The organism is Achromobacter sp. RTa, from assembly GCF_000757485.1.
Classification (GTDB): domain Bacteria; phylum Pseudomonadota; class Gammaproteobacteria; order Burkholderiales; family Burkholderiaceae_B; genus Achromobacter.
The window spans coordinates 1-26,635 of the sequence record NZ_JPYO01000039.1 but is presented as its reverse complement, the minus strand read 5'-3'; the positions used below and the strand labels follow the sequence as shown (position 1 = coordinate 26,635).

General features: G+C 66.7%; 29 protein-coding genes and 1 pseudogene. 6 read left to right on the top strand and 24 right to left on the bottom strand.

Translation table 11 applies throughout. The annotated features are described in order from the left end of the window. Nucleotides 1–414 (top strand): methyl-accepting chemotaxis protein (locus JL37_RS15540; RefSeq protein WP_043545186.1); only part of this gene is annotated, 414 nt, incomplete at its 5' end. A gap of 283 nt (nt 415–697) precedes the next feature. Further along, nucleotides 698–2,293: a PAS domain-containing methyl-accepting chemotaxis protein gene (locus tag JL37_RS15535; RefSeq protein ID WP_043545185.1), complete on the top strand. Its 1,596-nt coding sequence runs from the start codon at nt 698–700 to the stop codon at nt 2,291–2,293. Between the two features lie 467 nt (nt 2,294–2,760). Here the strand turns inward: JL37_RS15535 and fliR are convergent, their stop codons facing one another. From fliR to fliF, 13 genes are all read right to left on the bottom strand, one after another. Further along, entirely contained in the window at nt 2,761–3,549 is a 789-nt protein-coding gene (gene fliR / locus JL37_RS15530; RefSeq protein WP_043545183.1) for a flagellar biosynthetic protein FliR, read from the bottom strand. Between the two features lie 34 nt (nt 3,550–3,583). Continuing rightward, a complete protein-coding gene (fliQ, locus tag JL37_RS15525; RefSeq protein WP_043545181.1) occupies nt 3,584–3,853 on the bottom strand; it encodes a flagellar biosynthesis protein FliQ in 270 nt (89 codons plus the stop codon). 19 nt (nt 3,854–3,872) lie between these two features. Next, complete coding sequence (fliP, locus tag JL37_RS15520; protein ID WP_043545179.1) at nt 3,873–4,664, bottom strand: flagellar type III secretion system pore protein FliP; 792 nt, start codon at nt 4,662–4,664, stop codon at nt 3,873–3,875. 27 nt (nt 4,665–4,691) lie between these two features. Beyond that, nucleotides 4,692–5,015, bottom strand: a complete 324-nt coding sequence (gene fliO, locus JL37_RS15515) for a flagellar biosynthetic protein FliO (RefSeq protein WP_043545177.1) — start codon at nt 5,013–5,015, stop codon at nt 4,692–4,694. Between the two features lie 13 nt (nt 5,016–5,028). Further along, entirely contained in the window at nt 5,029–5,571 is a 543-nt protein-coding gene (fliN, locus tag JL37_RS15510) for a flagellar motor switch protein FliN (protein WP_043545176.1), read from the bottom strand. Next, nucleotides 5,564–6,571, bottom strand: a complete 1,008-nt coding sequence (gene fliM, locus JL37_RS15505; RefSeq protein WP_043545175.1) for a flagellar motor switch protein FliM — start codon at nt 6,569–6,571, stop codon at nt 5,564–5,566. The genes fliN and fliM overlap by 8 nt, the downstream gene beginning before the upstream one ends. A gap of 2 nt (nt 6,572–6,573) precedes the next feature. Then, nucleotides 6,574–7,200, bottom strand: coding sequence for a flagellar basal body-associated protein FliL (gene fliL / locus JL37_RS15500; RefSeq protein ID WP_043545174.1), 627 nt, complete (start codon nt 7,198–7,200; stop codon nt 6,574–6,576). 170 nt (nt 7,201–7,370) lie between these two features. After that, nucleotides 7,371–8,729, bottom strand: a complete 1,359-nt coding sequence (locus tag JL37_RS15495) for a flagellar hook-length control protein FliK (RefSeq protein ID WP_043545173.1) — start codon at nt 8,727–8,729, stop codon at nt 7,371–7,373. A gap of 24 nt (nt 8,730–8,753) precedes the next feature. Beyond that, the gene (fliJ, locus tag JL37_RS15490) at nt 8,754–9,203 is read right to left on the bottom strand and encodes a flagellar export protein FliJ (protein ID WP_043545172.1); all 450 of its coding nucleotides are present in this window, start codon (nt 9,201–9,203) and stop codon (nt 8,754–8,756) included. Beyond that, nucleotides 9,196–10,674: a flagellar protein export ATPase FliI gene (fliI, locus tag JL37_RS15485; protein WP_052097250.1), complete on the bottom strand. Its 1,479-nt coding sequence runs from the start codon at nt 10,672–10,674 to the stop codon at nt 9,196–9,198. Before fliI ends, fliJ begins: the two co-directional genes overlap by 8 nt. A gap of 41 nt (nt 10,675–10,715) precedes the next feature. Next, entirely contained in the window at nt 10,716–11,459 is a 744-nt protein-coding gene (gene fliH, locus JL37_RS15480; RefSeq protein WP_043545169.1) for a flagellar assembly protein FliH, read from the bottom strand. After that, nucleotides 11,452–12,462, bottom strand: coding sequence for a flagellar motor switch protein FliG (gene fliG, locus JL37_RS15475; RefSeq protein WP_043545167.1), 1,011 nt, complete (start codon nt 12,460–12,462; stop codon nt 11,452–11,454). Before fliG ends, fliH begins: the two co-directional genes overlap by 8 nt. Further along, on the bottom strand, nt 12,452–14,119 hold the full coding sequence (fliF, locus tag JL37_RS15470; protein WP_043545165.1) for a flagellar basal-body MS-ring/collar protein FliF: 1,668 nt from the start codon (nt 14,117–14,119) through the stop codon (nt 12,452–12,454). Before fliF ends, fliG begins: the two co-directional genes overlap by 11 nt. Nucleotides 14,120–14,448: 329 nt before the next feature. Here fliF and fliE point away from each other — a divergent pair, with 329 nt between their 5' ends. Then, nucleotides 14,449–14,781, top strand: coding sequence for a flagellar hook-basal body complex protein FliE (fliE, locus tag JL37_RS15465; RefSeq protein ID WP_043545162.1), 333 nt, complete (start codon nt 14,449–14,451; stop codon nt 14,779–14,781). Between the two features lie 30 nt (nt 14,782–14,811). Here fliE and JL37_RS15460 read toward each other — a convergent pair whose 3' ends face one another. From JL37_RS15460 to JL37_RS15430, 7 genes are all read right to left on the bottom strand, one after another. Next, nucleotides 14,812–15,612: a flagellar brake protein gene (locus JL37_RS15460; protein ID WP_043545161.1), complete on the bottom strand. Its 801-nt coding sequence runs from the start codon at nt 15,610–15,612 to the stop codon at nt 14,812–14,814. A gap of 27 nt (nt 15,613–15,639) precedes the next feature. Further along, nucleotides 15,640–15,957 carry an EscU/YscU/HrcU family type III secretion system export apparatus switch protein gene (locus JL37_RS15455; protein WP_043545159.1) on the bottom strand — a complete coding sequence of 106 codons (318 nt, stop codon included), beginning with the start codon at nt 15,955–15,957 and terminating at the stop codon, nt 15,640–15,642. Continuing rightward, nucleotides 15,957–17,267, bottom strand: coding sequence for a flagellar hook-length control protein FliK (locus tag JL37_RS15450; RefSeq protein ID WP_043545158.1), 1,311 nt, complete (start codon nt 17,265–17,267; stop codon nt 15,957–15,959). The genes JL37_RS15455 and JL37_RS15450 overlap by 1 nt, the downstream gene beginning before the upstream one ends. Continuing rightward, nucleotides 17,264–17,617 (bottom strand): flagellar protein FliT, encoded by a 354-nt coding sequence (locus tag JL37_RS15445; RefSeq protein WP_043545188.1) that lies wholly within the window; start codon nt 17,615–17,617, stop codon nt 17,264–17,266. The genes JL37_RS15450 and JL37_RS15445 overlap by 4 nt, the downstream gene beginning before the upstream one ends. 46 nt (nt 17,618–17,663) lie before the next feature. After that, nucleotides 17,664–18,092 (bottom strand): flagellar export chaperone FliS, encoded by a 429-nt coding sequence (gene fliS, locus JL37_RS15440; protein ID WP_043545157.1) that lies wholly within the window; start codon nt 18,090–18,092, stop codon nt 17,664–17,666. Between the two features lie 18 nt (nt 18,093–18,110). Continuing rightward, nucleotides 18,111–19,496, bottom strand: a complete 1,386-nt coding sequence (fliD, locus tag JL37_RS15435; protein WP_043545155.1) for a flagellar filament capping protein FliD — start codon at nt 19,494–19,496, stop codon at nt 18,111–18,113. A 142-nt stretch (nt 19,497–19,638) separates the two neighbouring features. Beyond that, nucleotides 19,639–20,016 (bottom strand): flagellar protein FlaG, encoded by a 378-nt coding sequence (locus JL37_RS15430; RefSeq protein ID WP_043545154.1) that lies wholly within the window; start codon nt 20,014–20,016, stop codon nt 19,639–19,641. Between the two features lie 139 nt (nt 20,017–20,155). Between JL37_RS15430 and JL37_RS15425 the strand changes: the two genes are divergently transcribed. Then, nucleotides 20,156–20,893 (top strand): IclR family transcriptional regulator, encoded by a 738-nt coding sequence (locus tag JL37_RS15425; protein ID WP_043545153.1) that lies wholly within the window; start codon nt 20,156–20,158, stop codon nt 20,891–20,893. Between the two features lie 33 nt (nt 20,894–20,926). Here JL37_RS15425 and JL37_RS15420 read toward each other — a convergent pair whose 3' ends face one another. The 4 genes from JL37_RS15420 to JL37_RS15405 all read right to left on the bottom strand — a co-directional run bounded on the left by JL37_RS15420 (nt 20,927) and on the right by JL37_RS15405 (nt 24,770). Next, nucleotides 20,927–22,093: an acyl-CoA dehydrogenase family protein gene (locus tag JL37_RS15420; protein ID WP_043545151.1), complete on the bottom strand. Its 1,167-nt coding sequence runs from the start codon at nt 22,091–22,093 to the stop codon at nt 20,927–20,929. Continuing rightward, nucleotides 22,093–23,319 (bottom strand): CaiB/BaiF CoA-transferase family protein, encoded by a 1,227-nt coding sequence (locus JL37_RS15415; protein WP_043545149.1) that lies wholly within the window; start codon nt 23,317–23,319, stop codon nt 22,093–22,095. The genes JL37_RS15420 and JL37_RS15415 overlap by 1 nt, the downstream gene beginning before the upstream one ends. Further along, on the bottom strand, nt 23,316–24,287 hold the full coding sequence (locus JL37_RS15410) for a tripartite tricarboxylate transporter substrate binding protein (protein WP_043545147.1): 972 nt from the start codon (nt 24,285–24,287) through the stop codon (nt 23,316–23,318). Before JL37_RS15410 ends, JL37_RS15415 begins: the two co-directional genes overlap by 4 nt. Nucleotides 24,288–24,353: 66 nt before the next feature. Next, nucleotides 24,354–24,770, bottom strand: coding sequence for a cupin domain-containing protein (locus JL37_RS15405; RefSeq protein WP_043545146.1), 417 nt, complete (start codon nt 24,768–24,770; stop codon nt 24,354–24,356). 166 nt (nt 24,771–24,936) lie between these two features. Between JL37_RS15405 and folC the strand changes: the two genes are divergently transcribed. Together folC and JL37_RS15395 are read left to right on the top strand one after the other, a co-directional pair. Beyond that, on the top strand, nt 24,937–26,247 hold the full coding sequence (gene folC, locus JL37_RS15400; protein WP_043545144.1) for a bifunctional tetrahydrofolate synthase/dihydrofolate synthase: 1,311 nt from the start codon (nt 24,937–24,939) through the stop codon (nt 26,245–26,247). Between the two features lie 62 nt (nt 26,248–26,309). Further along, a pseudogene (locus JL37_RS15395) lies at nt 26,310–26,635 on the top strand (SPOR domain-containing protein); the annotation flags it as partial.

The following is a 26,635-nucleotide window of genomic DNA, read 5'->3' as shown; positions in this document are numbered from 1 at the left end:
TCGCTGGCGCAGCGCAGCGCGCAGGCGGCCAAGGAAATCAAGGGCCTGATCGAGGACTCGGTCACCAAGGTGGGCGCGGGTTCGCAGCAGGTGGAGCGCGCCGGGGCGACGATGCAGGAGATCGTGGCGTCGGTGAAGCGCGTGACGGACATCATGGGCGAGATCTCCGCGGCGTCCGAGGAGCAATCCAGCGGCATCGACCAGGTGAACCGGGCGGTGTCGCAGATGGACGAGGTGACGCAGCAGAACGCGGCGCTGGTGGAAGAGGCGGCCGCGGCGGCGGGATCGCTGCAGGAGCAGGCGCAGCGGCTGGCCGAGGCGGTAGCCGTGTTCAAGATCAATGCGGGCGAGGTGATCGAGGTGCCGGCCCATCAGCTGAGCGGCTACTCCGCGCCCACGCTGACCCAGGCCTGACCTGGCGCGTTGCAAGCAGGACCGCGGCCGCGCTCACGCGGGGCCGCGGTCCTGTTTTTTTGGGGATCATGAAAACACGGCCGTCAGCCGAACGTAAAGTTTTCGAAAATATTGCCGTTAACGGAATTAACGCCTGAATAGGGCAATGAACAGTGTTTGAAGGCCCTCGCGCTAGCGGGCGCGCAGGCCTGACGAACCGGGCGGGAACGTGTAGATGAAGGGCATCAGGTCCAGTTTGCTCGCCGTTATTCATTCGCTATTTTGATGTAACCGGAGACAAGCTGTGCGTGTCAACCTACCCATCCATAACGTGGAAACCAAGCTGCGCGATGATCAATACCTGATCTCGCGCACCGATACCAAAGGCAGGATCGTCTATGCGAATCCAGCCTTTGTCGAGGTCAGCGGATTTTCCCGTGAGGAGCTGATCGGCAAGGCCCACAACATCGTGCGCCATCCCGATATGCCGCCCGAGGCCTACGAAGACCTCTGGGATACGCTGCAGGCTGGCGAATCCTGGCTGGGCCTGGTGAAGAACCGCCGCAAGGACGGCGGATTCTATTGGGTGCTGGCCAACGCCACGCCCATCGTGGAGAACGGCGAGGTCGTGGCGTATTCGTCGGTGCGGGTGCGCCCGTCGGACGAACAGATCGAGATGGCCGAAGCGCTGTACGCGCGCATGCGCGAGGGCAAGGCCAGGGGTGTGCGCATCCTGCGCGGCCGGCCCGTCAGGGCGGGCTGGCGGCGGGGCCTGGACGTGCTGGCATTCCCCTTCAGGCGCGGCGCCCGCGCCCGCATGCTGCGCCACGCGCTGTTGTCGTCGGGCATCGTGGCGGCCGCCGGCGCGTATGGGTTGCACGCCAACTGGGACAAGCTCGATACGCTGGGAGCCGGCCTGGGGTGCGCGGCGATAGGCCTGGGTATCGCCGCCATCTTCGGCATGGGCTGGCGCCTGTCGCGTTTCCTGCTGGATCCCATGGTCGACGCCGCCAACATGGCGCGCCAGGTCGCGGCGGGCAATCTCACCACGCAGATCGTGGCCGAATCCGACGATGAGGTCGGCAGCCTGAAGTTCTCGCTCGATGTGATGCGCAAGAGCCTGATCGGGATCGCCCAGGACGTTTACCGGGGCATCGAAGGCACGACCCATGCCGCGGCGCACATTGCCCGCGGCAACCAGGAACTTGCCGGCCGGACCGAAGGCCAGTCGGCCTCCCTGCAGCAGACCGCCGCCAGCATGGAGCAATTGACCTCCACGGTGCGCCAGAACGCCGACAATGCCCGCCAGGCCAATCAGCTGGCGGCCAGCAGCATGGACGTGGCGCGGCGAGGCGGCGTCGCCGTCGGGCAGGTGGTGGACACCATGCACGGCATTTCCGACAGTTCCCGCAAGATCGCCGACATCGTCAGCATCATCGAAGGCATTGCGTTCCAGACGAATATCCTGGCGCTCAACGCCGCCGTGGAAGCGGCCCGGGCCGGCGAGTCCGGCAAGGGTTTCGCGGTGGTGGCGGGAGAGGTCCGGACGCTGGCGCAGAAAAGTGCGCAGGCGGCCAAGGAAATCAAGAGCCTGATCGAGGATTCGGTGGAACGCGTCTCGGAAGGGTCGCTGCAGGCGGAGCAGGCGGGCGCGACGATGCAGGAGATCGTGGCCGCGGTGCATCGAGTGACCGACATCATCGGCGAGATCTCGCGCGCCTCGCAGGAACAATCCAGCGGCATCGAGCAAGTGGATACGGCGGTATCCCAGATGGACGTGATGACAGCGCAGAACACCGCGCTGGTCCAGGATCTGGGCAGCGCCGTCATGCAGCTGGGCGCTCAGTCCGGCGCGCTGCGCGACACGATCCGCGTGTTTCGGCTGACGGGACAGCAGTGAAGGGCTGATGGGCAGGAGAGTGTCTCGGTGTCAGACACTTGAGCGCTCAGTGTCTGACACCCTGGGGAGACAGTCTTCAATCGTCATTGCCGCTGGCAGGGTGTCAGACACAAACGGCCTGCGCCTCACGACGAGTGTCAGACACCCGCGGGATGACGCAGTCATGCAGCTGCCGCTTCCTCGGGTGTCAGACACTTGAGCGCTCAGTGTCTGACACCCTGGGGAGACAGTCTTCAATCGTCATTGCCGCTGGCAGGGTGTCAGACACAAACGGCGTGCGCCTCACGACGAGTGTCAGACACCCGCGGGACGACGCTGTCATGCAGCCGCCGCTTCCTCGGGTGTCAGACACTTGAGCGCCCAGTGTCTGACACCCTGGGGAGACGACCTTCAATCGCCATTGCCGCGGGCAGGGTGTCAGACACAAACGGCCTGCGCCCCACGACGAGTATCCGACACCAACGGCCTTACTTCCCCGCCAGGGCGTCGGCGACGCGGCTCATGGCCGTGAGTCCCGACTCGAACAGCGATTCAAGGAATGGCCCGGCGTGGGGCAGGACGACGGCGAGCACGGTGACGCCGACGATCAGGGTGACCGGAAAGCCGATGGAGAAGACGGAAAGCTGCTGCGCGGCGCGGTTGAGGATGCCCATGGCCAGGTTGATGGTCAGCAGGGCGCAGATGAGCGGCAGCGCGAGCAGCAGTCCGGAGATGAACACCGTCTTGCCCCATTCCACCACGACGCCCCAGCCGTTCTGGTGCAGCTGGATCATGGCGATGGGCAGGGTGTCGAACGAACGCACCAGGGCGGCCAGGACCAGCAGGTGGCCGTCCAGCGCCAGGAAGGTCAGCATCGCGACGATGTTGAACAACCGCGACAGCACCGCCGTGTTGGCGCCCGCGCTGGGGTCGAAGAACGACGCGAACGACAGGCCCATCTGCAGGCCGACGAATTCGCCGGCTGTCTGCACCGCGGCGAAGACCAGGCGCATCGTGAAGCCGAGCGCAATTCCGATCAGCACCTGCTGCATCACCATCCAGAGCCCGGCGAAGGAGCCCGGCGCGATGGGCGGCATGGGATCGAGAGCGGGGCTGATCGCGACGGCCAGCACGAAAGACAGGCCGATCTTGACCTTGACCGGGATCAGCGATTCGGAGAAGAGCGGAGCCGTGCCCACGAGCGCCAGGATGCGCACGAACGGCCAGAGGAACTGGCCGATCCAGCCGTTGAGCTGTTCGAGCGTAAAGGCGATCATGGCGGTCGGCGCGGCGTCCGGCGGCTGCGGCCGCTCAGGACACCAGCATGGGAATCTGGCCGATCAATTGCCGGATGTAGTCGACCATGACGCCAATGAGCCAGGGCCCCAGGAGCACCAGCACTCCGCACATGGCCAGCAGCTTCGGAATGAACGACAGCGTCATTTCGTTGATCTGCGTGGCGGCCTGGAAGATGCTGATGACCAGGCCGACGATCAGCGTGACGAGCAGGAGCGGACCGGCCATCGCCAGCACGATCTTCATCGCCTGGTAGGTCATGGTCATGACGGTTTCGGCGGTCATGGCGATTCTCCTCCCGGCGTTATTGATAGAAGCTCTGCGCCAGCGAACCCATGAGCAGGTTCCAGCCGTCGGCCAGCACGAAAAGCATCAGCTTGAAGGGCAGCGCCACGGTGACGGGCGGCACCATCATCATGCCCAGCGCCATCAGGACGCTGGCGATCACCAGGTCGATGATCAGGAACGGGATGAAGATGGTGAAACCGATCTGGAATGCCGTCTTCAATTCGCTGGTGATGAAGGCCGGCACCAGGATGCGCATGGGCACTTGCGCGGGGTCTTCCATGGCCGGCTGCTTGGCCAGGTTGGCGAAGAGCGAGAGGTCGCTTTCGCGGGTCTGGTGCAGCATGAAGGTCCGCAGCGGGGAGGCTGCCCGCTCGACCGCGGTCTCGAACGGGATCGAGCCTTCGGAGAGCGGCTTGTAGGCGTCGGCGTAGATCTTGTCGAATACCGGCGACATCGTATAGAAGGTCAGGAACAGGGCCAGGCCGATCAGCACATGATTGGGAGGCGACATGGCGGTTCCCATGGCACTGCGCAGCAGGCCCAGGACGATGATGATGCGGGTGAAGCCCGTCATCATCAGCAGCGCGGCCGGCAGGAACGACAGCGAGGTCATCAGCAGCAGCGTCTGCATGCTGAGCGAGTAGGTCTCGGAGCCGTTGGGGCCGGGGGTCGCCGTCAGGGCGGGTAGCGTGGCCTGGGCGACGACTCCGGCCGGAAACAAGGCCAGGCCGAGCAGGGCGGCCGCCCCGAGCAGGGGCAGCGCGGCGGTTCGGGCGCGGGCAGGCGTCGTGCGGGTGGGAAAACTCATGGGTGTGGCATGAAGCGCGCCGGAGCGCTAGCGGCGCTTGAGCGCCTGGCCCAGCTTGGCCGCGAAGGCGGCGGCGGGCAGAGGGGAGCCCTCCGGCAGCTGGCCGGCGGGCAGGGTGTGCAGCGTATTGAGCTGGTTCGGGCCGACGCCCACGACCAGCCACGTGTTTTCGATCTCGACCACCACGATGCTCTGGCGCGGGCCGACCGGCAGGCTGGCCACCTGCCGCAGAAGGCTGCCGCCCCCACGTTGGGTCAACCCGGCGCGGCGGGCCAGCCAGGCCGCGACCAGGATGGCGGCCACCACCAGCACCAGGCCGAGGATGACGCGCGTGAGGGCGGATTCGTTCATGGCGCGGCCGCGTTCAACGACGGTTGTTCAAGCGGTTGATCCGCTCGGACGGGGTGATGATGTCGGTGAGGCGGATGCCGTACTTGTCCTCGACCACGACCACTTCGCCTTGCGCTATCAGGTAGCCGTTGACGAAGATGTCCATCGGCTCGCCGGCGAGGCCGTCGAGTTCGACCACCGAGCCCTGGCCCAGCTGGAGCAGGTTCTTGATGGTGAGGCGGGTGCGGCCCAGTTCGACCGTGAGCTGGACGGGAACGTCCATGATCAGGTCGATATCGGTGCCCGTGCCGCCGGTGGTGCCGGCGAGGGGTTTGAATACCGATTGCGCGGCCGGCTGAGCGGCAGCGGCGGGCGCGGGAGCGGGGGCGCTCGCGGGGGCGGCAGCGGGCGCCGCTGCGGGCGCTGCGGCTTGCTCCGCCATCGCGGCGGCCCAGTCGTCCTGGGGCTTCAGGCCGTCGGCTTGGGTGGGCGGGTTGGCGCGGGATTGTTCGGCGAGCGCGTCGGCCCAGTCGTCGGCCGGGGACGAGCCGGTGCCGGGCTCGTTCTTGTCAGTCATGGTCAGAGGCCTCGTTGGGTTCTGTATCGTGGGTAAACATGTTCTGTACGCGCAGGGCGTACTGGCCGTTGAAGACGCCATAGCCGCATTCCATCAACGGCACGCCGTCGACGCTGGCGATTATGGTTTCCGGCACGGTCACGGGCAGGACGTCGCCCACCTTCAGGTGCATCAGCTCGCGGATCGAGGACGGAATGCGGGCGAACTCCGCGACGACGTCGATGTCGGCGCTGCGTACCTGGCGCGAAAGCTGTTGCGACCAGCGCTGGTCCACTTCTTCGAGCGTGGTTTCCTGCAGTGGCCGCGTCAGCAGGTCGCGCACCGGTTCGATCATCGAATAGGGCAGGCAGATATTCAGGTCCCCGCCCGTCGCGCCGAATTCGATGTGGAAGGAGGTGACGACCACCACTTCGTTGTTGCCGGTGATGCTGGCGAACTTGGTGTGCATCTCCGACCGCACGTACTCGAACTCGATCGGGTAGACCGGATCCCAGGACTTGCCGTAGCTTTCCAGGGTCAGGTTGAGCAGGCGGCGGATGATGCGCTGTTCGGTGGTGGTGAAGTCCCGGCCTTCGACGCGCGTGTGGTAGCGGCCATCGCCGCCGAACAGGCTGTCGATGACCAGGAACACCAGGTTCGGGTCGTACGTGAAGAGCGCGGTGCCGCGCAGGGGCTTCATCTGAATCATGTTCAGATTGCTCGGCACCGGCAGGTTGCGCTCGAAGTCCGCGTACTTCTGTATCTTGATGGAGCCGACGGTGATGTCGGCGCTGCGGCGCATGAAGTTCAGGAGCACGTTGCGCATCTGGCGGGCGAAGCGCTCGTTGATCAGCTCCAGCGTCTGCATGCGGCGGCGCACGACGCGCTCCGGCGAGCTCAGGTCATAGGCGCGCGCGCCGTTGTTCTGGCCTGCCGCTTCGTTTTTGCTGTCGCTCTCGCCGGTGACGCCAGCGAGCAGCGCGTCGACCTCGTCCTGCGAAAGGAATGCCTCGTAGGCCATGTTTATTGCACCACGAACGCCGTGAAGAGCACGTCGGTGACGTACTGGCCGTCAGGCAGGGGCGAGAACGGACGATTCACGGCCTGCTTGATCGCATTGACCATGTCGGTCTTGCCCTGCTGCGTCTGCACGCCGATGGGCGACTGCGACGACAGCACCATCAGGATGCGGCTGCGCACTTCAGGCATGTATTTTTCGAGGCGAGTGCGGGTCTGTTCGTCGTTGACGCGCAGCGTCAGGCCGACGTGCATGATGCGCTCGGTATCGGGATTCTGCAGCGTGACGGTAAAGGGTTCGAGCGGCACGAAAATCGGCGACGGCACGGCGATAGGGCCGGCCGGCGGCGCGACGAACGTCGCGGGCATGGCTTGGGGACCCTGGCCGGGCTGGCCTGCCTGTCCGGGTTGGCCCGGCTGGCCGCCGGGGACTTGGCCGACGCCGAGTTGCACGGGCGCGGCGCCCTGCGGTTGCATGCGCTGCGTGATGTACCAGGTGGCGCCAGCACTGGCCGCGGCGACGATGAGCAAGACCAGGAGCGCAAGCAGCGGACGCAGAATGCGGCCCAGGCCGCCCGAGCGGGAGGAGGATGCGCCGCGCGCAGGCAAGGGTGTGGATTTGGTAGTCGCCATCTCGGTGTCGATGCGTGTTTTGCCGCTGATGAAAACGGATTCTTAGTGGATGAAAGCATTCTGCCCCAAATCCCGCCTCGGCTTGGAGGCGAAAAACAGGGCGAAAGCCGCGTATCTCAAGCTATTGCTGCACTGCCCGCAAGCCTTGCCGGATGCGGGACGCGGACCGTTCAGGCAAACGTGTCCACCAGCGCGTTGGCGTTGCGCGCCACCGTAACGGCGACAGGGGCTTCGGCCACGGCCGCGGCTCCCGCCATCGAACCGCCGGACTGCCGTTGCGACCCGTTGCCGCCCTGTTGGGCGAACTCCTGTTGCGCCGCCTGTTCGCCCACGCTGGTCTGTCCCAGCGAAATGCCGGCCTGGGCCAGCGCCTGCTGCAGTTGCGGAATGGCGGTTTCGATCGCCTGGCGCACGGAAGCGTGAGCGGATACGAATGACGCGCTGGCGACGCCGTCGGCCAGGTTGAGGCTGACACGCAGCGGGCCCAGGTCTGGAGGATCCAGGCGCAGCTCGGCGGTCTGCATGCCCTGGCGGGCGTTGTGGCTCATCATGACCACCTGCTGGCCGAGTTCGGTGCCCCAGTGCGTGCCGCCGACGGGAGTGGCGACCTGCAGCACCAGGGGAACGGCGGGCGCCGCGATGGCGGCGGGGTTGGCGACCGGAAGCGGCTGGCGCTGCGCGGCGGCGGCCAGCGCGGGCGCCAGCATTTCATGGGCCTGAGGCCCGTGCTGCGGCGCCTGGAATTGCGGGTCGGCGCCGGCCAGCGCCACCGCGGGATCCTGTTCTTCAAGCGCGGGCGCCGGAGCTTGCCGGATGTCGGCTTGCGGCTGGCCGGCAGGGCGGGGCAGCGCGGTCTCGGGGGCCAGGCGCGGGGCGTCGGCCTTGACGCCGGCGGCAGGAGCCGCCGGGGCCTGCACAGGAGCCTGGGGGCTGCCGGGCTTGACCGCCTCGGTAACGACCGGGAGCGCGGCCGCGGCATCGCGAACGGCGATTGCGGCAGCGGCTTCCGCCTGCTGGGCGGTCGACGCAACGGGCGCGCCCACGGCAATGGCGGCATCGGCTGCGCCGAGCGTCGCGGTAAGCACGGCGGCGCCGGTGTTCATCCCGGCGGCCGCGGCCGCGGCGTTGCCACGCGCGAGCTGCACCTGTTCCGCGGCCTGGGCGGCGATTTCGAGCGCTTGCTGCGGCAGCACGGCCGCGGGCTGGGCCGCGGCTACGGCCAGCGCGCCGGCCTCGCTCTGCGCGGCGGTCTGCACCGCCTCATCGATCGCGCCGGCGGCGGCATTCTCCGCTTGAGCGGCGGGGTCCTTCGAGCCTTGCTGGCCCTTGGCGGGCGTTTTCGCCGCGCCTTCGGCGGGCCGGGAGCCGGAGGCTTGACCGGGACGCTGCTGCGACGGGCGCTGCTGGGCCAGCACATCGGAAAAGCTGGGGCCCTTCTTGTTCGCGGGCGCGGGCTTGGCGCCGAGCGCGTCGGCGATCGAGGCCGGCGCGGCGGGCGCGATGGAGGGCAGGGGCAGGGGAGCGGTCATCTGGAGCTTCCTGTTAGGTATCGCTTAATGCATGCCGGCCTGGCGTTGGACCAGGCGGGCAGAATATTCGTCGTTCGCGCGCTGTTCGCGGCGGGATTCCGCCACAGCCTGGGCGCGCAGCTCGCGTTGCGCCAGCGCGTCGTAGGAATTGAGCTTGCGCTTTTCCTGCTGCCAGTACTGGCGTCCCTTGGCGAGGTTGTCGTCGGCCTGGCGCAGCACGGCCTGCTGTTGGCCGATCGCATCGTCCAGGGTGCCGATGAAGCGCTGGTAATTGTGGCAATCGCTGGCCGACATGCCGCTCGTCATCGCCTGTTGCAGGCGTTCGAGATAGTCCTGGCGGTAGTCGTGCAGCATGCCGAGCTGGCGTTCGGCATTGCTGCGCTCGGCGTTGAGCCTGCCCAGCAGGCGGGCCGCTTCGTCCGTGCTCTCCTTGGCCAGGTTGATCAGCATGTCCAGGGGAAGTTGGCTAGGCATAGGTGTCTCTCAACTCGAACGTTGCGCGCAACTGGCGGACGGCGTCGTCGTAGCCGATGTTCTCGCCGATGTCCTGCTGCAGGAAGGCTTCCAGGCGCGGATAGCGGGCGATGGCCTCATCCAGTTGCGGGTCGTTGCCGGCGGCGTAGGCGCCCACGGCGATCAGGTCGCGGTTGCGCTGGTAGCGCGACAGGCTTTGCTTGAAGCGGCGCACCACGGCGAACTGCTCCTGCGGGATCAGCGAGGTCATGGCGCGCGAGATGGACGCTTCGATATCGATGGCGGGGTAATGGCCGGATTCGGCCAGATGCCTCGACAGCACGACGTGGCCGTCCAGGATGGCGCGCGCCGAATCGGCGATCGGGTCCTGCTGGTCGTCGCCTTCCGCCAGAACGGTGTAGAACGCGGTGATGGAGCCGGCCTTGCCGGACTGGCCGGGCGCGCCCATCCCGGCGCGTTCGACCAGCATCGGCAGTTTGGCGAAGACCGAGGGCGGATAGCCCTTAGTGGCGGGCGGTTCGCCGATGGCCAGCGCGATCTCGCGCTGCGCCATGGCGTAGCGGGTCAGCGAGTCCATGATCAGCAGCACGTCCAGGCCCTGGTCGCGGAAATGTTCGGCCAGGCGGGTGGCGTAGGCGGCGCCCTGCAGACGCAGCAGCGCCGAGACGTCGGCCGGCGCGGCCACCACGACCGAGCGGGCCAGGCCTTCCGGGCCCAGATTGTGTTCGATGAATTCCTTGACTTCGCGGCCGCGTTCGCCGATCAGGCCCACGACGATCACGTCTGCCTTGGTGTAGCGGGCCATCATGCCCAGCAGCACGCTCTTGCCGACGCCGGAGCCCGCGAATAGGCCCATGCGCTGGCCGCGGCCCACGGTGAGGAGGCCGTTGATCGCGCGCACGCCCGTGTCGAGCACGGTATCGATGGGCGCGCGCGATAGGGGGTTGATCGGCTGGGCGGACAAGGGCGCGAGCTCGGCGCCCGTCAGCGGGCCCAGGCCGTCCAGCGGACGGCCCGCGCCATCGAGCACGCGGCCCAGCAGTGCGTTGCCCACCGGCAGGTGCCGGCCCAGCTGCGGCTTGGCGTTGCCGTTCAGTTCGGCCTTGCGCGGCAGCGGAATCTGCCGCTGCACGGGAGGCTCTCCGGGCACGACGCGCGCGCCGGGCGGCAGGCCCGAGATATCAGCCTGCGGCATGAGGTACAGCGTGTGGCCGTCGAAACCGACGACTTCGGCATCCGCCCAGTGATCGTGGCCGCGCGCGATCTCGATGCGGGCCGCTGCGCCCACGGGCAGGCGCAGCCCGGTCGCGTGCAGCACCAGGCCAGTGGCGCGGGTGATCTTGCCGCTGACCAGCCAAGGGTCGGTCGAGGCGGCGCGGATCGAGCCGATCTGCAACTGCGTCTGCCACCGATCGATAATGGGCACGGCCAGTTTAGGCACGGCCGGTTTAGGCACGGCCGGTGTAGGCACGGCCGGTGCAGGCGTGGCCTGGGCGGGCGCCGGTTTGCCGCTCACGCCGGGTCCTCCCAAGACACATTGCGGCCCAGCGAGGCCGCGACGCGGCGCCAGCGGGTCTGCAGGGTGGCGTCGATGTCGCCGAACGGCGTCTCGGCGCGGCAGCCGCCGCGGGCGATGGACTCATCGGCGAGCACGCGCCAATGGCCTTCCTTGAGCTCGTCCGCCAGGTGCAGGCGGATCAGTTCGATGTCTTCCGGGTTCGCCCACAAGCGCATCTGGCCCCCTGCGGACGGATTGATGTGCAGCACCTCGCGCACCGCGCCGGCCACGGACTCGGGTTGCTCGGCGAGGGTGGTGCGCAGGACCTGCTGCGCGATGTCCAGGGCCAGGGTGAGCAGGCCTTGGCCCATTTTTTCTTCCAGCGACCCCAGCGACACGGCGCACGACTGCACCAGCGCATGCAGCTGCTGGGCTTCGGCTGCGCCCTGTTCCCGGGCCTGCGCCAGGCCTTCCGCGTAGCCTTGTTCGCGCCCGGCGGCCAAGCCTTCCGCATGGCCTGCCTGCCTGCCGGCCTCGAAGCCGGCGGCATGGCCTTGCGCCAGGCCTTCCTCGCGGCCCTCGGCCAGCGCTTGCGCGCGCAGCTGGGCCAGGACAACCTCGGGGTCCGGTCCGGGATCGGGTTCGGGCTCCGGTTCGGCCTCGACGGGCGCCGGCTCGTCGAACGACAGCATCTGCCAGCGCCGCCAGGCGGCGCTGCGCGAGATGAGCGTCGTCGCGCCGCTGTCCGCTTCAGACATACGTGTCGTCTCCCTGGTTGCCCAGGACGATCTGGCCGCTTTCGGCAAGGCGGCGCGCGATCTGCAGGATCTTCTTCTGCTCGGTCTCGACCTTGGACATGCGGATGGGGCCCTGGGCTTCCAGGTCCTCGCGCAGCATCTCCGCCGCGCGGCTGGACATGTTGCGCAGGAACTTGGCGCGCAGCTCCTCCGGGGCGCCCTTGAGCGCGACCATGAGGGTGTCGTTGTCGATTTCCTTGAGGATGAGCTGGATGGCGCGGTCCTCGACGTCCAGCAGGTTGTCGAAGACGAACATTTCGTCGATGATTTTCTGCGCCAGGTCGTTGTCGCGCTCGCGCAGGCTGGCGACGACGGTTTCCTCTTCGGCCGAATTCATCATGTTCAGGATCTCGGCCGCGGTGCGCACGCCGCCCATCTTGCTGCGCTTGGCGCCCTGGCCGGCGAGCACGGAATTCAGCACCTCGGTCAGCTCGGACAGCGCCGCGGGCTGCACGCCGCCGAACGTGGCGATCCGCAGCATCACGTCGTTGCGCAGCCGGTCGGTCAAGAGCGCCAGCACGCCCGCAGCGCGGTCGCGCTCCAGGTGCACCAGGATGGTCGCGATGATCTGCGGGTGTTCGTCGCCGATCAGCTCGGCCACGGTGTTCGGATCCAGCCAGTTCAGCGCGTCGATGCCGCTGCCGCCTTCGCCCGCTTCCAGGATGTCCTCGATCAGGCCGGCCGCGCGGTCGCTGCCCAGCGCCTTGGTCAGCACGGTGCGGATGTAGTCGTCCGAGCCCAGCGTGACGGCCATGAACTGGTCGGCTTCCTGGCGGAACTCCTCCAGCACCACGGCCACGTCGTTGCGGGTGACCTGCTTCAGGCTGGCCATGGCGGCGCCGACCTGCTGGACTTCACGGGCGCTGAGGTACTTGAAGACCTCGGCCGCCGCATCCTCGCCCAGCGACATCATCAGGACGGCGCTGCGCGTCATGCCGTCCAGGGGTAGGGAATCATTTTTCATCTTTGTTCATCCAGGTGCGCAGAACCATCGCGACGGCGCGCGGATCCTTGTTGGCCATCGTGCGGGCGCGTTCCAGGTTGTCCTGGTAGCGATCCACTTCCTTGGCGCGGGCCGCTTCCTGCGCTTCGCGGACGGCTTCGATGCGTTCGGCCTCGGCCTGCTCGGGATCGACCGGCGGGTACAGGTAGTCGCCCACCGTGCGGCGCAGCAGGCGATACAGCCACAGCGCCAGCACGCCACCGACCAGCCAGGCCAGGATCGTCTTGAACAGCGAGATCATTTCCGGATCGCGCCAGAGCGGCAGCGGCGGCGGGCCATCGTTGAACTGGCTGTTGACCAGGTTCAGCGAATCGCCGCGCGTTTCCGAGTAGCCCATGGCTTCGCGGACCAGGTTGGTGAGCTTGTTCAGCTCTTCGGGCGGCAGGGCCTGCGGCTCGCCATCCTTGTCGCGGATGTAGTTGACGACCACGGCGACCGACAGGCGCTTGAGCATGCCCACCGGCTGCTTGATATGGCTGATGGTGCGGTCCACTTCATAGTTCGTGGTCGCGTCGCGGCGTTCGTTCAGGTTTGCCGCCGCCGTTTGCGTGCCCGTCTGCTGTTGCTGCTGGGCCGTGGCCGCTTGCTGTGGCTGGCCGGGGCGGGGCGGTTGCGGCTGGGGCGGGTTGGCGATGGGCGCCTGCGCGTTGGCGGGCGCCTGGTTCGACAGCGCGCCGGGAACGCCCTGCGCGGGGTTGACGCCGCGCTGGGTCGAATCGCTGGTCTGCTGGCTGCGCACCGCGGCCTGGCCGGGCTCCTGGTTCGGGCGATAGACTTCCGACGTTTCCTCGCGGCGCGAGAAATCCACATCGGCGCTCGCCTGGGCGTGGACGTTGCCTGGGCCCACGAGCGGGTTCAGGATGGTGAGAATGCGTTCGACGGTGCGCTGTTCCATCTCGCGCACGAAACGCATCTGGTCGGCGTCCATGCCGCGGCCTTCGCCCAGCGGCGCCGACAGCAGGCGGCCGTTCTGGTCGACGATGGACACGTTTTCCGCCGTCAATTCGGGGACGCTCGATGCCACCAGCCAGGAAATCGCGGAGACCTGGGCGTCGCTCAGGCTGCGGCCCGGATAGACGTTCAGCAGCACCGAGGCGGTGGGCGCCTGGCGCTCGCGCACGAAGAGCGATTGGCGGGGCATGGCCAGGTGCACGCGGGCATGCTGCACGGTATGCATGGCTTCGATCGAACGGGCCAGCTCGCCCTCCAGACCGCGCTGGTAGTTGATCTGCTCCGCGAATTGGCTCGCGCCGAAACGGGCGTTGTCCATCAGTTCGAAGCCGACGGAGCCGCCGCGCGGCAGTCCCTGGGACGCCAGTTGCAGGCGGGCGTCGTATACGCGGTCGGCCGGAACCAGCAGGGCGGTGCCGGTGTCGTTGTAGCGATAGGGCACGTTCATCGTTCCCAGCGCCGTCACGATCGCGCCGCCATCCCGGTCGTCCAGGTTGGAGAACAGGACCTTGTAGTTGGGTTCGCTGCTCCACATCGCAACGGCGACGATCACGGCGACGATGGCCGCGGCCGCGCCGAGCAGGATGGGCTTGGGCAGCGCGCGGACCTTCTCCAGCACGGGGAACTTCGCCAGCAGCGACGAACTCAGGGTGGCCTGCTGATTCATCGACGGCTCCCGCTGGCTACGCGGAGCTGGGAATGGAGCTTCATGTCTTGGTAGGGCAGATTACACATGCAACGTGCTTCTGGTCTGGGGAGAGCGTGGATTATTGCCCCTGAGACGACAATCCCAATCGTTGAAAACAGCCGGTTTTTGGCGTTACTTATCCCCTATGTCTCCAAGAACGGGGACAGGGCCGCCGCGGCCCCCATCCGGGGAGGCGGCATTCGGCGAAATGTCGGGTTTTTTGGCGGTTCTTATCCGCTATGGGCGGGCGCGATCGGCGTTACGCTGTGTGCAAATTTGGCGTAATCCCCACCAGCAAGGAACCAGTAATGGCTGTATCAGGCTTGTCCGGCATCGAAAGCATGCTCCAGCAGATGCGCGCGGTCGTCAGCAAGGCGGAAACGGGCAATCTCGCCGCGGGCGAAATGGCCGTCCAGCCGGACGGCTTCGCCGCCGAGCTGCAACGCTCCATCCGCCGCGTCACGAGCGCCCAGAACGCCGCCACCGCCCAGGCCAAGGCCTTCGAGCTGGGCGCTCCGGACATCTCGCTCAACGATGTGATGATCGACCTGCAGAAGGCCAGCATCGGCTTCCAGACGGCGGTGCAGGTGCGCAACAAACTGGTTGCGGCCTACAAGGAAATCTCCTCGATGGCCGTCTGATTCCGGCGTCAGGCGCGGCTTTCCGGCGGATCAGCCGCGCTGCGCGCCTCGCTCGAGGCGCCACACCACCTGCTGCAGCCAGTTTTCCTGGCGCGCATCCAGATTCAGGAAGATCGCCCCCAGATGGCTGACCGGCGGTTCGCCGGTAAGGGACACATGCCGCGGGGCGGCCTCGCCGGGCCTGGCGTCCTGCGTCATCGGCTGCCCCGAAACCGGATAGACGTTGCGCACTTCCAGGCTGGCGCTGATCTTGCCCAGTTCGCCGAAGTCCAGCTGGACGTTATCCATGATGGCGCCGCGTTCGGGGAGGGCTCCCACCTCCAGCCCGGCGCGCAGCCCCACGCCGTCCACCGAAATGTCGCGCACGGTGAAACTGTACGGTTTCTCCTGGGGCGAGGCCTGCCACGTCGCGTGGCTGTGGCTGGCGCTGGCGATCAGGGAGGCGCGGAACATCTTGCGGCGCTGGATCCGGGCCAGGCGCTCCGGGAAGGGCGACACCAGCGCGGCGCTGCCGTCGTCGAAGTGGATCACTTCCGGCCGCTGCACCCGGAAACGGATCTGCACGCCGCCGTAGGCCGTGGCATTGAAATAGAACGTGGTGCCGCTCAGGAGGCCCATGCTGTCGGAGTGCTCGAAGTCCGCGCCGGCGTAGTCGCGCGGACGCCAGAAGAACTGCTGCGTCTGTTTGTCCGCGCCCAGGATGAGCACGGCCATCTCGCGATCCGCGGCGTCGCGCACCAGGATATGGCTATCGGGGTGCGTCAGCTCGAACAGGGCTGCGCGCATGTCTTCCGGCCGGGTCAGCAGGAATTCCGGGTCGCTGGCGTCCATCACGGTGGTCGTCCTCAATCAGTAGGGTCAGGCGGGGGGCGCGGTTTCGGGAAGCTCGCGCGATTCCAGGCGATATAGCCAAGCCAGCAATTCTGCCACCGCTACGTAGAGTTGGGGCGGGATATGTGCGTCCAGGTCTACCTGCATGAGCAAGCCGACGAGTTCGCGCGATTCGTGGACATAGAGGCCGTTCTCCTCCGCGGCGCGGACGATGGTGTCGGCCAGCTGGCCGTAGCCCTTGGCGACCACGCGCGGCGCGCCGTCCTTTTCCTCGTAGGAGATGGCGACCGCCGCGTTGCGGTTCGCGTTGGGGCCGGCGTCCGGGGAGTTTGCGGGTGGGTTCATCAGATATCGGCCGGAATAACGGGGCGCGGCTCCACCACGCTTACCGACAGATTGCTCAGGGTCAGGCCGGCGGCCAGCAGGCGCGAGCGCAGGGTGTCCGAAGCATCATGGATTTCGGAAGCGCTGTGCGGAGCGACGAGCTGCAGGACCAATTGGTCGCCGGCCAGGTTCAGCCGCGCATCGACCAGTCCCAGGCGCGGGAGGTCCAGTTTCAGCCGGGTGGCCCAGGCCGGGACCGAGGAGTCGGGATCGCCGCCATAGGGGTCGCGCTGCACTTCCCATTCCATGGGCGCGCCGGGCCAGGCCTCGCCTTGCCAGGTCAGCGCCTGGTTGGCCAGCACGTCGAGTTGCTGGCGCACGAGCACGGTCAGATCCTGGTGGATGCCGCTGACGGAAGAGCCAGGCGCCGCGGCTCCGGATGAGCCGGTGGCGGCGGGGGCGTCGCCGCCGCTGCGGGCGGTGGCCGGCGATTCAGCCCGGGCGCCGCGGGCAGGCGCGGCGTCCCTTGCTCCGGCGTCCTTTTCCAGGCGGGCCTGGGGTTCCTCCCGTAGCTGGGCGGGATTCGTACGGCCGAAGACCAGATCGGTCAGGTGCGACTCATAAAACAGGCCGCTGGTCTGTAGCGCCTGGCGCAGGGCCTGGCCGAGCGCTCGCGCCGAGGGGCCGCCGGCCGCAAGCGCGGCGTGCGCCGCGGCGCCGGGGCCTTTGGCGCCGGCGAGGGCGTCGGCGTGGATGGCCGGGAGGCCCGGCTTGCCGGCGGCTGGGCCGGCTGCGGCGGGCGCGGCGCCCTGGGACGGGGCCGCAGCCGGTGGGGGGGGAGCTTGAGGCGCGGCCGCCGCCGGCTGCCCGGCCTGTCCCGCTTGGCCGGCGGGCGCGCCGGCCGGCTGGCCGGAAGAGGCGTTGGCGTTCCAGAGCGGCGCGCGGCCTTGCAGTGGCGGCGCGGCTTCCGGGTATTGGGCGAGCAGGGCGAGAATGGTGCGCGCGGTCGTGCCCAGCGTGGTCGGGGCCGAAGCCGTGGTGTCGCTGCTGGTGACCAGCCCACGGGCCGCCAGGGCCAGCGCGGCGGCCGTCTTTGCGTCGACGACGGCATTCTGTCGGTCGCCCCGGGCGCCGCCGGTCTGTATGCCTTGGCGGGGATCGCGGGCCGAACCGTCGGAAGGCCCGGACCTTTCCGGGCTGCCGGGCTGGCTGACGGCGTCGGGCCGCGCGCCGGAAACGAGATTCGCGTTGGCGGCGGACATCGTCGTGCCAAGCACGGCGTCCAACCGCTGCACCAGGACATTGCCGAGTGCGGCGGGGCCCACGCTCATTCTTCAGGCGCCTGGTAGCCGTAGGCGGACAAAAGCGTCTGCTGGCGCTTCATGCGTCCCAACAGTTCCCCAAGCCGGGCCAATTGGGGTAAGGCCAAGTCCCGCGTCTGCGCATCGTTTTCCAGGATTCGCACCAGCAGGTCGTACTTCATGGCGCGGCCGGCTTCGTCTAGCGGCTTTTCGTGTTCCACTTGACGCAAGCGTTCCACCCGTTCGCAGTAAAGCTGGCCATGGACCATAGCTCCGTCCCAGTCGCCAATCTGAGCGGCCGCTAGCATGTCTCCCGTGATGAGGGCGATCTCCTGGTAGTGTTCCAGGATGGGCGATGTGTACTGGGTGATGGACGTCATGGAAATCTCGGGCGTTCGATGGCTGGGCTGCATGTGCCGTGCCGCTCTAAGGCTGCATGTCCCCGTTAGGGCGATCTATGGATGTCTGCCAAGCCTCCGCCAGGTCCGCCAGCAGGCGATCAGCGGTATCGAGCTCTCCCGCGTCCGCTTTCAGGTTCGCCATCAGCAACTTGCGGACGATAAAGTCGTACAGGCGGGCGAGGTTTGCGGCGATTTCGCCACCCGCTTCCATGTTCAGGCCGGTCTTCAAGCCCTCATCGACGATCTTGATCGCCTTTGATATTGCTGCCCCGCGCTCGGTCGTCCGGCCTTCCTGCATATGAAGGCGGGCTTGCCCGATCGCCGCCCGGGCGCCCATGTACAGCAGCGAAATAAGCCTTTCGGGACTTGCGCCCAGAACCTGCGTTTCCAGGCCGATGTCGGTATAGGAGCGAACAGATTGATAGCCGGTAGGGCGACGGGCGGCGTAGGTCATTAATGCATCTTTTTGAGGTTACTTGGACTTGGCCAAGGCCGCGAACTGTTGAGTCAGGTAGTTGGCGGTAACTGTTTGCTGAGATACGAACTTGTCCAACGCGACAAATTGGGCACGCATGGCGGCCATCGAAGCGGCGCTAGTCGCCTTTGCGCGGTCCAGCTGGTCTTGTACGTCCTTGATCGATCTGCTCAGGCCTTCCGTGCTGGCTTTGATCGAGCCGTTGTCGCCGAGAATGCTTTCGATCGCTTTTTCGAATTTGGCTGCAAGCCCGTCAGGCGATGCCATGAGGCGCTGAATATCCGCAGGATTCTCAGCCATCGCCTTATCGAGTTTGGTCTGGTCCACCCTCAATTGGCCGGTCTTCGGGTCGGTCGAGAATCCGAGGTCTCCCAAGGAGCGCAAAGTGCCTTCGCCGGTGACGACCATCAACGCGCTGGAAAGCGCAGACTGGATTCCGCGCGTCGTTCCGTCGCCGGTCAGGGCCTGATTTGTCTGGGCAGCCGTATCGAACGCCGTGAGCTTCGTGATGGTGCTTTGCAGCGAGTTGTAGGCATTGACGAAGTCCTGGATGGCCTTGTTGGCAGTGGCAGGGTCATTTTCTACCTTCAATGTCACTGACTTTCCCGTTTCTGTCTGAGCAGTCAGGTTCAAGGTGATGCCATCGATTGCGTTGGAAACGTTGTTGCTTCCGCTGGTGACCGTGATGCCATTGATTTCGAGCTTCGCATCGACGCCAGCGGTCTGCTGCGTCATTTTGGGGCCCGGCTCGTTGGAGTTTGCGTTGTAGTTCAGCAGGTTCTGAAGTGCGGGATCGCCGGATGCCTTGATCGACGCAACCGAACCCTTGGATCCAGACGCCTTGGCGCTAAGCATCAGATAATTGTTACCATTGCCGTCGCTGATGATGGTGGCCCGTACGCCCGACTTGTCGTCGCCATTGATCGCCTTGGCAATGCCGTTGAGCGACGTGTCACCTTTCAGGTCAACCTTCGAGACAGTGCCATCAGCGAGCGTGATCTCGATCGTGCCAACCGAGCCGTTGGACGCAGTGCGATCTGTAACTGCAGGCGATTGCAGGGTTTGAGTGCTGGCCAGGTTGAGCACCTTAAGCGTGTACTCGCCCACGGTGGCGCCATCGCCAGAAACACTGGCAGTCAGGCCGTCGCCAACCACGTTGGTCTTCACCGCGCCCAGGGTGGAGGATTTGCCCAATGCCGCGGCAGCCTTCTGTATGGCTTCTACTGCGCTTTGTATTTGGCCGAAGGCGCTAACACGGGCTTCATAGCTGGCTTGACGGTCCGTGTACAAGCTCAGCTTTTTGTCCTCGGCCGCTTGCAGGTCGGTCAGGATCTTTTCGAGGGGCAAGCCAGTGGTCGAACCGAGATTAGTAATAGAAGCCATGTGAAATCCTTCCTAGCAATGCGATTCTGTCAAAAATACGGAGCCGGCGATTGGCCGGGTAAGGGCATAAGGCATGCCTAATTCGGTGCTTCTGGCGCCGATTGACGCGGAAAAATAGATAAACACCGTTTTAATTCGAGCATCAGGCGCTCGTCTTGATGCCGTTGCCCTGCATGTTCACGATCATTTTGGCGATTCTCAGCACGGCCTCGCTGGGAATGGTGCGCACGACGTCGCCGGATTCGGCATCCACGACCGACACCACCACCTGGTGCACGTCGGGGTCGATTTCGAACTGCAGTTGGGTGGACCAGGCCTTCATCTGGTCGTTGATTTCCTCCAGCGCCTTGTCCAGGGGCAGTTTTTGCGAATCGGATTGACCCGATGTGGCGCTGTCGGAGGCTCCGCTGTTCGTCGTGGCGGCCGCGGGCGTGACGCTGATGGCGGGATCCGCCACGACAGGGGCGGGCGCGGCAGGCATGGGTGCGAACGATACAGGGGCTAACGGGGTTACGGCCATGATCACTCCAACGGCGATGGGCGTCTCGGAGGAACGCGCTGTTTTCAGGGAATTCTCAGCTACCATTACGGCAGGCGCGCAGGGAACTTTAGCCTCGGGCGAGCCAGATGTTTCACACGCTAAGGGTTCGGATGGGGCAATGAGTGTCAAGACGGCGCTGCGAGTTATCGAAATCATCGAAACCTATGCCCGCGAGAAGCGCGCGTTGCCGTTGTCGGAACTGGCCCGGCTGCTGGACGTCCCGGTTTCCAGCTGCCTGGCGCTGATACGCACCCTGACCGGCCTGGGCTACCTGTATGAAACGGGCAGGCGCCAGGGCTACTATCCGACGGGCCGGCTGCTGGCCATGGCGCAGCGCATCGCGCGCGCCGATCCCGTGCTGGACCGGGTCTATCCCAGCCTGACGGAATTGCGGGACGCCACCCGCGAAACAATCGTTTTCGCGAAACTCAGCCCGGACGGCCGGGTCGTGTACCTGGATGTGCTGGATTCGCCGCATACGATCCGATACGCGCCCGTTGCAGGCGAGTTCAAGGACGTACACGCCAATTCGCTGGGCAAGGCGCTTCTGTCTCTGCTGGACGAGGGCGCGCGCGATTCGCTTCTGGCGGGCATGCCCATGACCCGCCACAATGAGCGCACGCTGGTCACGCGCGAAGCCCTGCTGAACGATCTTCAACTGTCGCGCCAGCGCGGCTGGTTCATGAATAGCGGGGAGTCCATTCCGGACGTGGGCGCCATTGCCTGGCCGGTCACCCTGTCGGGCGAGCACTACGCCATTTCGGTGGGCGGCCCGATCTACCGGATCGAGCCGCAGCAGGAAAACTACGCCCGCATCCTGCGGGCGGCCTGCACGGGGCTGGAGCAGCAGGCCTGATATAGGCCCGCCGGCTGCGGGGCTCCGCAGGGCTCAATAGGATTTGGGCAGCCCCAGCACCTTTTCCGCGATAAAGCACATGATCAGCTGCGGGCTCACCGGCGCGATGCGGGGGATGAAGCTCTCGCGCAGCAGCCGCTCCACGTGGTATTCCTTGGCGTAGCCCATGCCGCCCAGCGTCATGACGGCGGTCTGGCAGGCGTTGTAGCCGGCTTCCGCCGCCAGGTACTTGGCAGTGTTGGCGAAGGGGCCGCAGGGCTTGCCGGCGTCGTACAGGCTGGCCGCCTTGAATACCATCAGGTCCGCGGCCTCCAACTGCATCCAGGCCTGGGCCAGCGGGTGCTGGATGCCCTGGTTCTTGCCTATCGGGCGGCCGAACACGCTGCGCTCGCCCGCGTATTTCACCGCGCGGTCCAGCGCCGCGCGGCCGATGCCCACGGCCTCGGCCGCGATCAGGATGCGTTCCGGATTCAGCCCGTGCAGGATGTATTCGAATCCCCGGCCTTCCTCGCCGATGCGGTCCGCCACCGGGATGCGCAGGCCGTCGATGAACAGCATGTTCGAGTCCACGGCCTTGCGGCCCATTTTCTCGATCTCGCGCACCTCGATGCGCTCGCGGTCCAGGTCCGTGTAGAACAGCGACAGGCCCTGCGTGGGCTTTTCCACTTCCGAAAGCGGCGTGGTGCGCGCCAGCAGCAGCATTTTGTTCGCGACCTGCGCCGTTGAAATCCAGATCTTGCGGCCATGCACGACGTACTCGTCGCCCTGGCGCACGGCGCGGGTGCTGAGTTTGGTCGTGTCCAGGCCGGCGTCCGGTTCGGTCACTGCGAAGCAGGCCTTCTCGCGGCCCGCAATCAGCGGTTCCAGCCAACGGCCGCGCTGTTCGTCCGTGCCGAACACCACGACGGGGTTCAGGCCGAAGATATTCATATGGACGGCGGACGCGCCGGTGAAGCCGGCCCCCGAGGCGGCGATGGTCTGCATCATCAGGGCGGCTTCGGTCATGCCCAGGCCGGCGCCGCCGTATTCCTGGGGCATGGCGATGCCCAGCCAGCCATCGCGCGCCAGGTCGGCGTGCAGCGGTTCCGGGAAGCCGCCTTCGCGGTCGCGCTCCAGCCAGTATTCGTCGGGGTAGCGGTCGCAGATGCGGGAGACGGCGTCGCGCAGCGCCAGCTGGTCGGGAGTGAAGTCAAAGTCCATCAGTCGTTTCCATCCTTGGTGATGCCACGGGCGGCCATGGCGGTGATCCATTCGGCGCCGTAGCCGGCTTCTTCGAGCACCTCGCGGCTGTGCTGGCCCAGCCTGGGGGCGGGCCGGTTCAGGGCGGTCGGCGTGCCCTCGTACCTGCCCAGAGGGGCGGTGGTGCGTATCGGACCTTCGCTGGGATGCTCCAGGCGCCGGATGAAACCAGTCGCGGCCAGGTGCTCGTCCTCCAGCAGGCCGTCCACCGTATAGAGTTGCGAGGCAGGGATGTCCGCCCGCGCAAGGTCTTCAAGCCAGTCATGGCTGGGCCGCGTGGCGATCACTTCGGCAACGTAGGCGTAGACCTCGCTGATGTGGGCGGCGCGCGCGCCGTGCGAGCAGAAGCGGGGGTCTTCTGAGAGCTCGGGCTTGCCGATCAGGGCGAAGAAATTCCGCCAGTGCTTGTCGTTGTAGATCAGCAGGCAGATAAAGCCGTCGGCGGTGGCGTAAGGACGGCGGTGCGGCGCGAGCAGGCGCGCGTAGCCGGTCGGCCCCAGCGGCGGCTCGAACGTGGCGCCGCCCAAGTGGTCTCCCAGCACGAGATGGGCCATGCCTTCGAACATGGGAATCTCCACCTGCTGGCCGCGGCCGGTGGCCCGTGCGTGCAGCACCGCGGACACCAGGGCGATGCCTACGTGCAGGCCGACGGCGCGGTCGGCCAGGGTCAGCGGCGCGTAGCGCGGCAGTTCGCCGCTTTGCTGGGCGGAGAGGGCGGCAATGCCGGTCTGGCCCTGGATCAGATCGTCATAGGCGGGCCGGCCGGCATAGGGGCCGGCTTCGCCGAAACCATAGGCGCCCAGGTAGACGATGCGCGGATTGCGGGCCGCGACCGCTTCATAGGACAGGCCCAGCCGGGCCATGGCCTGGGGCCGGATGTTATAGAGCAGGGCGTCGCAGCTTTCGGCCAGCTTCAGGCAGGCGTCCAGGCCTTCGGGCGTCTTCAGGTCGAGCACGACCGAGCGCTTGTTGCGGTTCAGGTGCAGATACAGATGGCCCATGCCGGGGTTGCGCATGGGGCCGACGGCCCGCAGGTTGTCGCCCGCGGGCGGCTCCACCTTGATGACGTCCGCGCCCAGGTCGCCCAGGACCTGGGTTGCGTAAGGCCCCATGACGACCGAGCTCAGGTCCAGGATGCGCACCCCGGCCAGGGGGCCGGGAGCGGCGGAGGCGGATTGTGCGGTCATTGCTGTTCGATTCCCGCGTCGCGGATCAGCTTGCCCCAGAGGTCGCGCTGTTCGCCGACGAACTGGCCGAAGGCTTGCGGCGTGCTGGAGAAGGCGTCGAATCCCAGGTCGGCCAGGCGCTTCTTGACGTCGGGCTTGGCGACCACCTGGTTGATCGCGGCATTGAGCTTGGCGACGATTTCAGGCGGCAGGCCTGCCGGGCCGAAATAGCCGTTCCAGGAGTTCAGGTCGAAGTCCTGCACGCCGGCCTCGGCCATGGAAGGCAGGTCCGGCACGATGGCGCTGCGTTCGGCCGTGGACACGGCCAGGGCCCGCAATTGGCCGGACTGGACGAAGGGCAGGCCGGATGCCAGGTCGGTGAACATGAAGTCCACCTGGCCGCCGACCACATCGGTCAGGCTTTGCGGCGTGCCTTTGTAGGGCACGTGCAGGATGTCGATCTTGGCGCGGTTGGCCAGGGTGGCCCCCGCGACGATGCCCGTGCTGTTGCCGCTGGCGTAGGTGATGCGGCCGGGATGCTGGCGCGCGTCGGCAATGAGGTCGCCGACGGTTTTCCATGGGCGCTTCGGATTGACGACCAGGATGAAGGGCAGGTTGCCGCCGCGGGCGATGGGCGTGAAATCCTTGACCGGGTCGTAGGGCACGTTCTTCATCAGCCATGGGGCGGCCGAATGCGAGGTATTGGTGGTGACGAACAAGGTATAGCCGTCCGGCTTGGCTCGCGCCACGTAGCTGGCAGCAATGGTGGCGTTGGCGCCGGGCTTGTTTTCCACCACGATCTGCTGGCCCAGGATGGCCGACAGCTCTGAACCGAAGATGCGGCCCACGGCGTCCGTGCCGGAGCCGGCCGGGAAGGGAACGATCAGGGTAATGGGTTTCGTGGGGTAATCGGCGGCCTGGGCGGCGGGGGCGCCCATCAGGGCCGCCCCGCCGACCAGGACGGCGCTCAGCAGGCTAGGGAATTTCATGGGGTTGTCTCCTGTGTAGTCGGTCCGGGCACGGCTTCTGCGGCCGCTGTCCCGGGCTGTGCCGCCTCAGGCGGCCGGGGGATTTGCCGGAAAGCCGCGGATCACGCGGTCGGGGGATTCTTCGTATGGGGGCGTGTAGATCACCAGCAGGCGCGCGGGTTCGTCGCTGGTGACCGTGAACACGTGGGGAATGTCGGGCGGGAAGTAACAGCAGTCGCCGGGGCCCATGTCGGCCCATTCGTCCTGCACCTGGGCGCGCGCGGTGCCCGAGATCAGGTAGCAGACCTGTTCGATGCCGGGATGGGCGTGCGGCAGGGCGCCTTTGCCCTTGTCGATGACTCCCAGCAGAACTTCCACGCCCCGGGCGCCGACGGTGTCCGGGCCGATCAGGCGCCGGTTGAGGGTGCCGGTGTGGTTGGCGGGGTGGTAGCCGGGAACGTCGGCTTCGCGGACGAGCCAGCTGGGCGTTTTGGGTTGGGTCATGGGTACTCCAGCGGAAATTCTCATATGTGAATTTATTTTTACGTATGGGAAAAATAACGGCAAGCGTTTTTTCCGGCCGGATACCGTGCCGCGCCCTAGGGGATTAGGGAAAACACCGGGCCCGGACTGCTAAAATCCTGGGCTGATCCCACTTCACGGCCCCGCCATGTCTTCTGTCCGCACGCCTGATGCTTCCGCAACCCTGTCCGATTGGCTGCAGTACCTGGAATCCATCCACGCCACCGCGATCGACATGGGCCTGGACCGGGTGCGGCAAGTGGCGGCCCGCATGGAACTGGAGCTTTCCGCCGTGAAGTTCGTCGTCGGGGGCACCAACGGCAAGGGTTCCACCTGTGCCATGCTGGAAGCCATCCTGCTGGCGGCCGGCTACAAGGTCGGGCTGTATACGTCCCCGCACCTGATCGATTTCAACGAGCGCGCCCGCATCAACGGCCAGATCGCGACGGACGAGGCCCTGATCGCCCAGTTCCAGGCTGTAGAGGCGGCGCGCGGCGACGTTTCCCTCACATACTTCGAGTTCACCACTCTGGCCATCTTGCGGCTGTTCTCGCAATCCCGGCTGGACGCGGTGGTGCTGGAGGTTGGGCTGGGCGGCCGCCTGGATGCCGTCAATATCGTGGACGCCGATTGCGCCATCGTCACCAGCGTGGACCTGGACCACACCGACTGGCTGGGCGATACCCGGGAGAAGATCGGCTTCGAGAAGGCCCACATCTACCGTGCCGGCCGTCCCGCCATCTGCAGCGACCCGATGCCGCCCCAGTCCCTGCTGGACTACGTAGGCGAAATCGGCGCTGACCTGTGGCTCTTCGGCCGCGATTACAACTATTCCGGCGACCGCCAGCAGTGGGCCTACGGCGGGCGCGAACAGCGCCGCAACTCGCTCGCCTACCCGGCGCTGCGAGGCGCCAACCAGTTGCTGAACGCCTCGGCCGCGCTCGCCGCGCTGGAGTCCATCCGCGATCGCCTGCCCGTGCCGCAGCAGGCTGTGCGCCTGGGGCTGTTGCAGGCGTCGCTGCCCGGCCGGTTCCAGATCCTGCCCGGCCAGCCTGCGGTCATCCTGGACGTGGCCCATAATCCGCACGCGGCGGCGGTGCTGGCCCAGAACCTCGACAACATGGGCTTCCACCCCTATACCCACGCGGTATTCGGCATGCTCAACGACAAGGACCTGGCCGGCGTAGTGGCCAAGCTTGGCACGCGCATCGACTACTGGTATTGCGCCGGGTTGCCGGGCCCCCGCGGCACCTCCGGAGAGGATCTCGCGGGGCGGGTCGCCGCCGCGTTGCCGCCGGAGCCGGCGGGCGGCGAAAGCCCGGGCATCACCGCCTACGCCGATCCCGCCCAGGCCTTTGCGGCCGCGCGCGAACGGGCGGGCGAGAATGATAGAATCGTGGTGTTCGGATCGTTTCTCACCGTAGCCTCGGTTTTGCAGGCTCTGGGTCGCAAGGCATAGGCAAGAACGGGTCAAACGCTCCAGGGCGCCCGCCGCCATATAGCCGCAAGGAATTCTCCTCCATGGGTTTTTTCAAACGCAAAGATCCTGCCGACCAGGCGCAGTCCTCCAAAAGGGCGGCAGTGCCTAGCGAGGTCCAGGCTGCGGAGCTGCGCGGCCGCGCGCGGCGCAGGCTCGCGGGCGCCGTCGCGCTGGTCCTGGCAGCCGTCATCATCCTGCCCATGGTGCTTGATTCCCAGCCCGTGCCGGTAGCCGACAACATTCCCATCAGGGTGCCGGAACGCAATACGCCGTTCCAGCCACAAGTGAGCGAGCCGCAGGTCGCGGCGCCGGAAACGCCGGCGCCGGCCGCCGCGCTCACCGAGCCGTCGTCCGTACCCACGCCGCC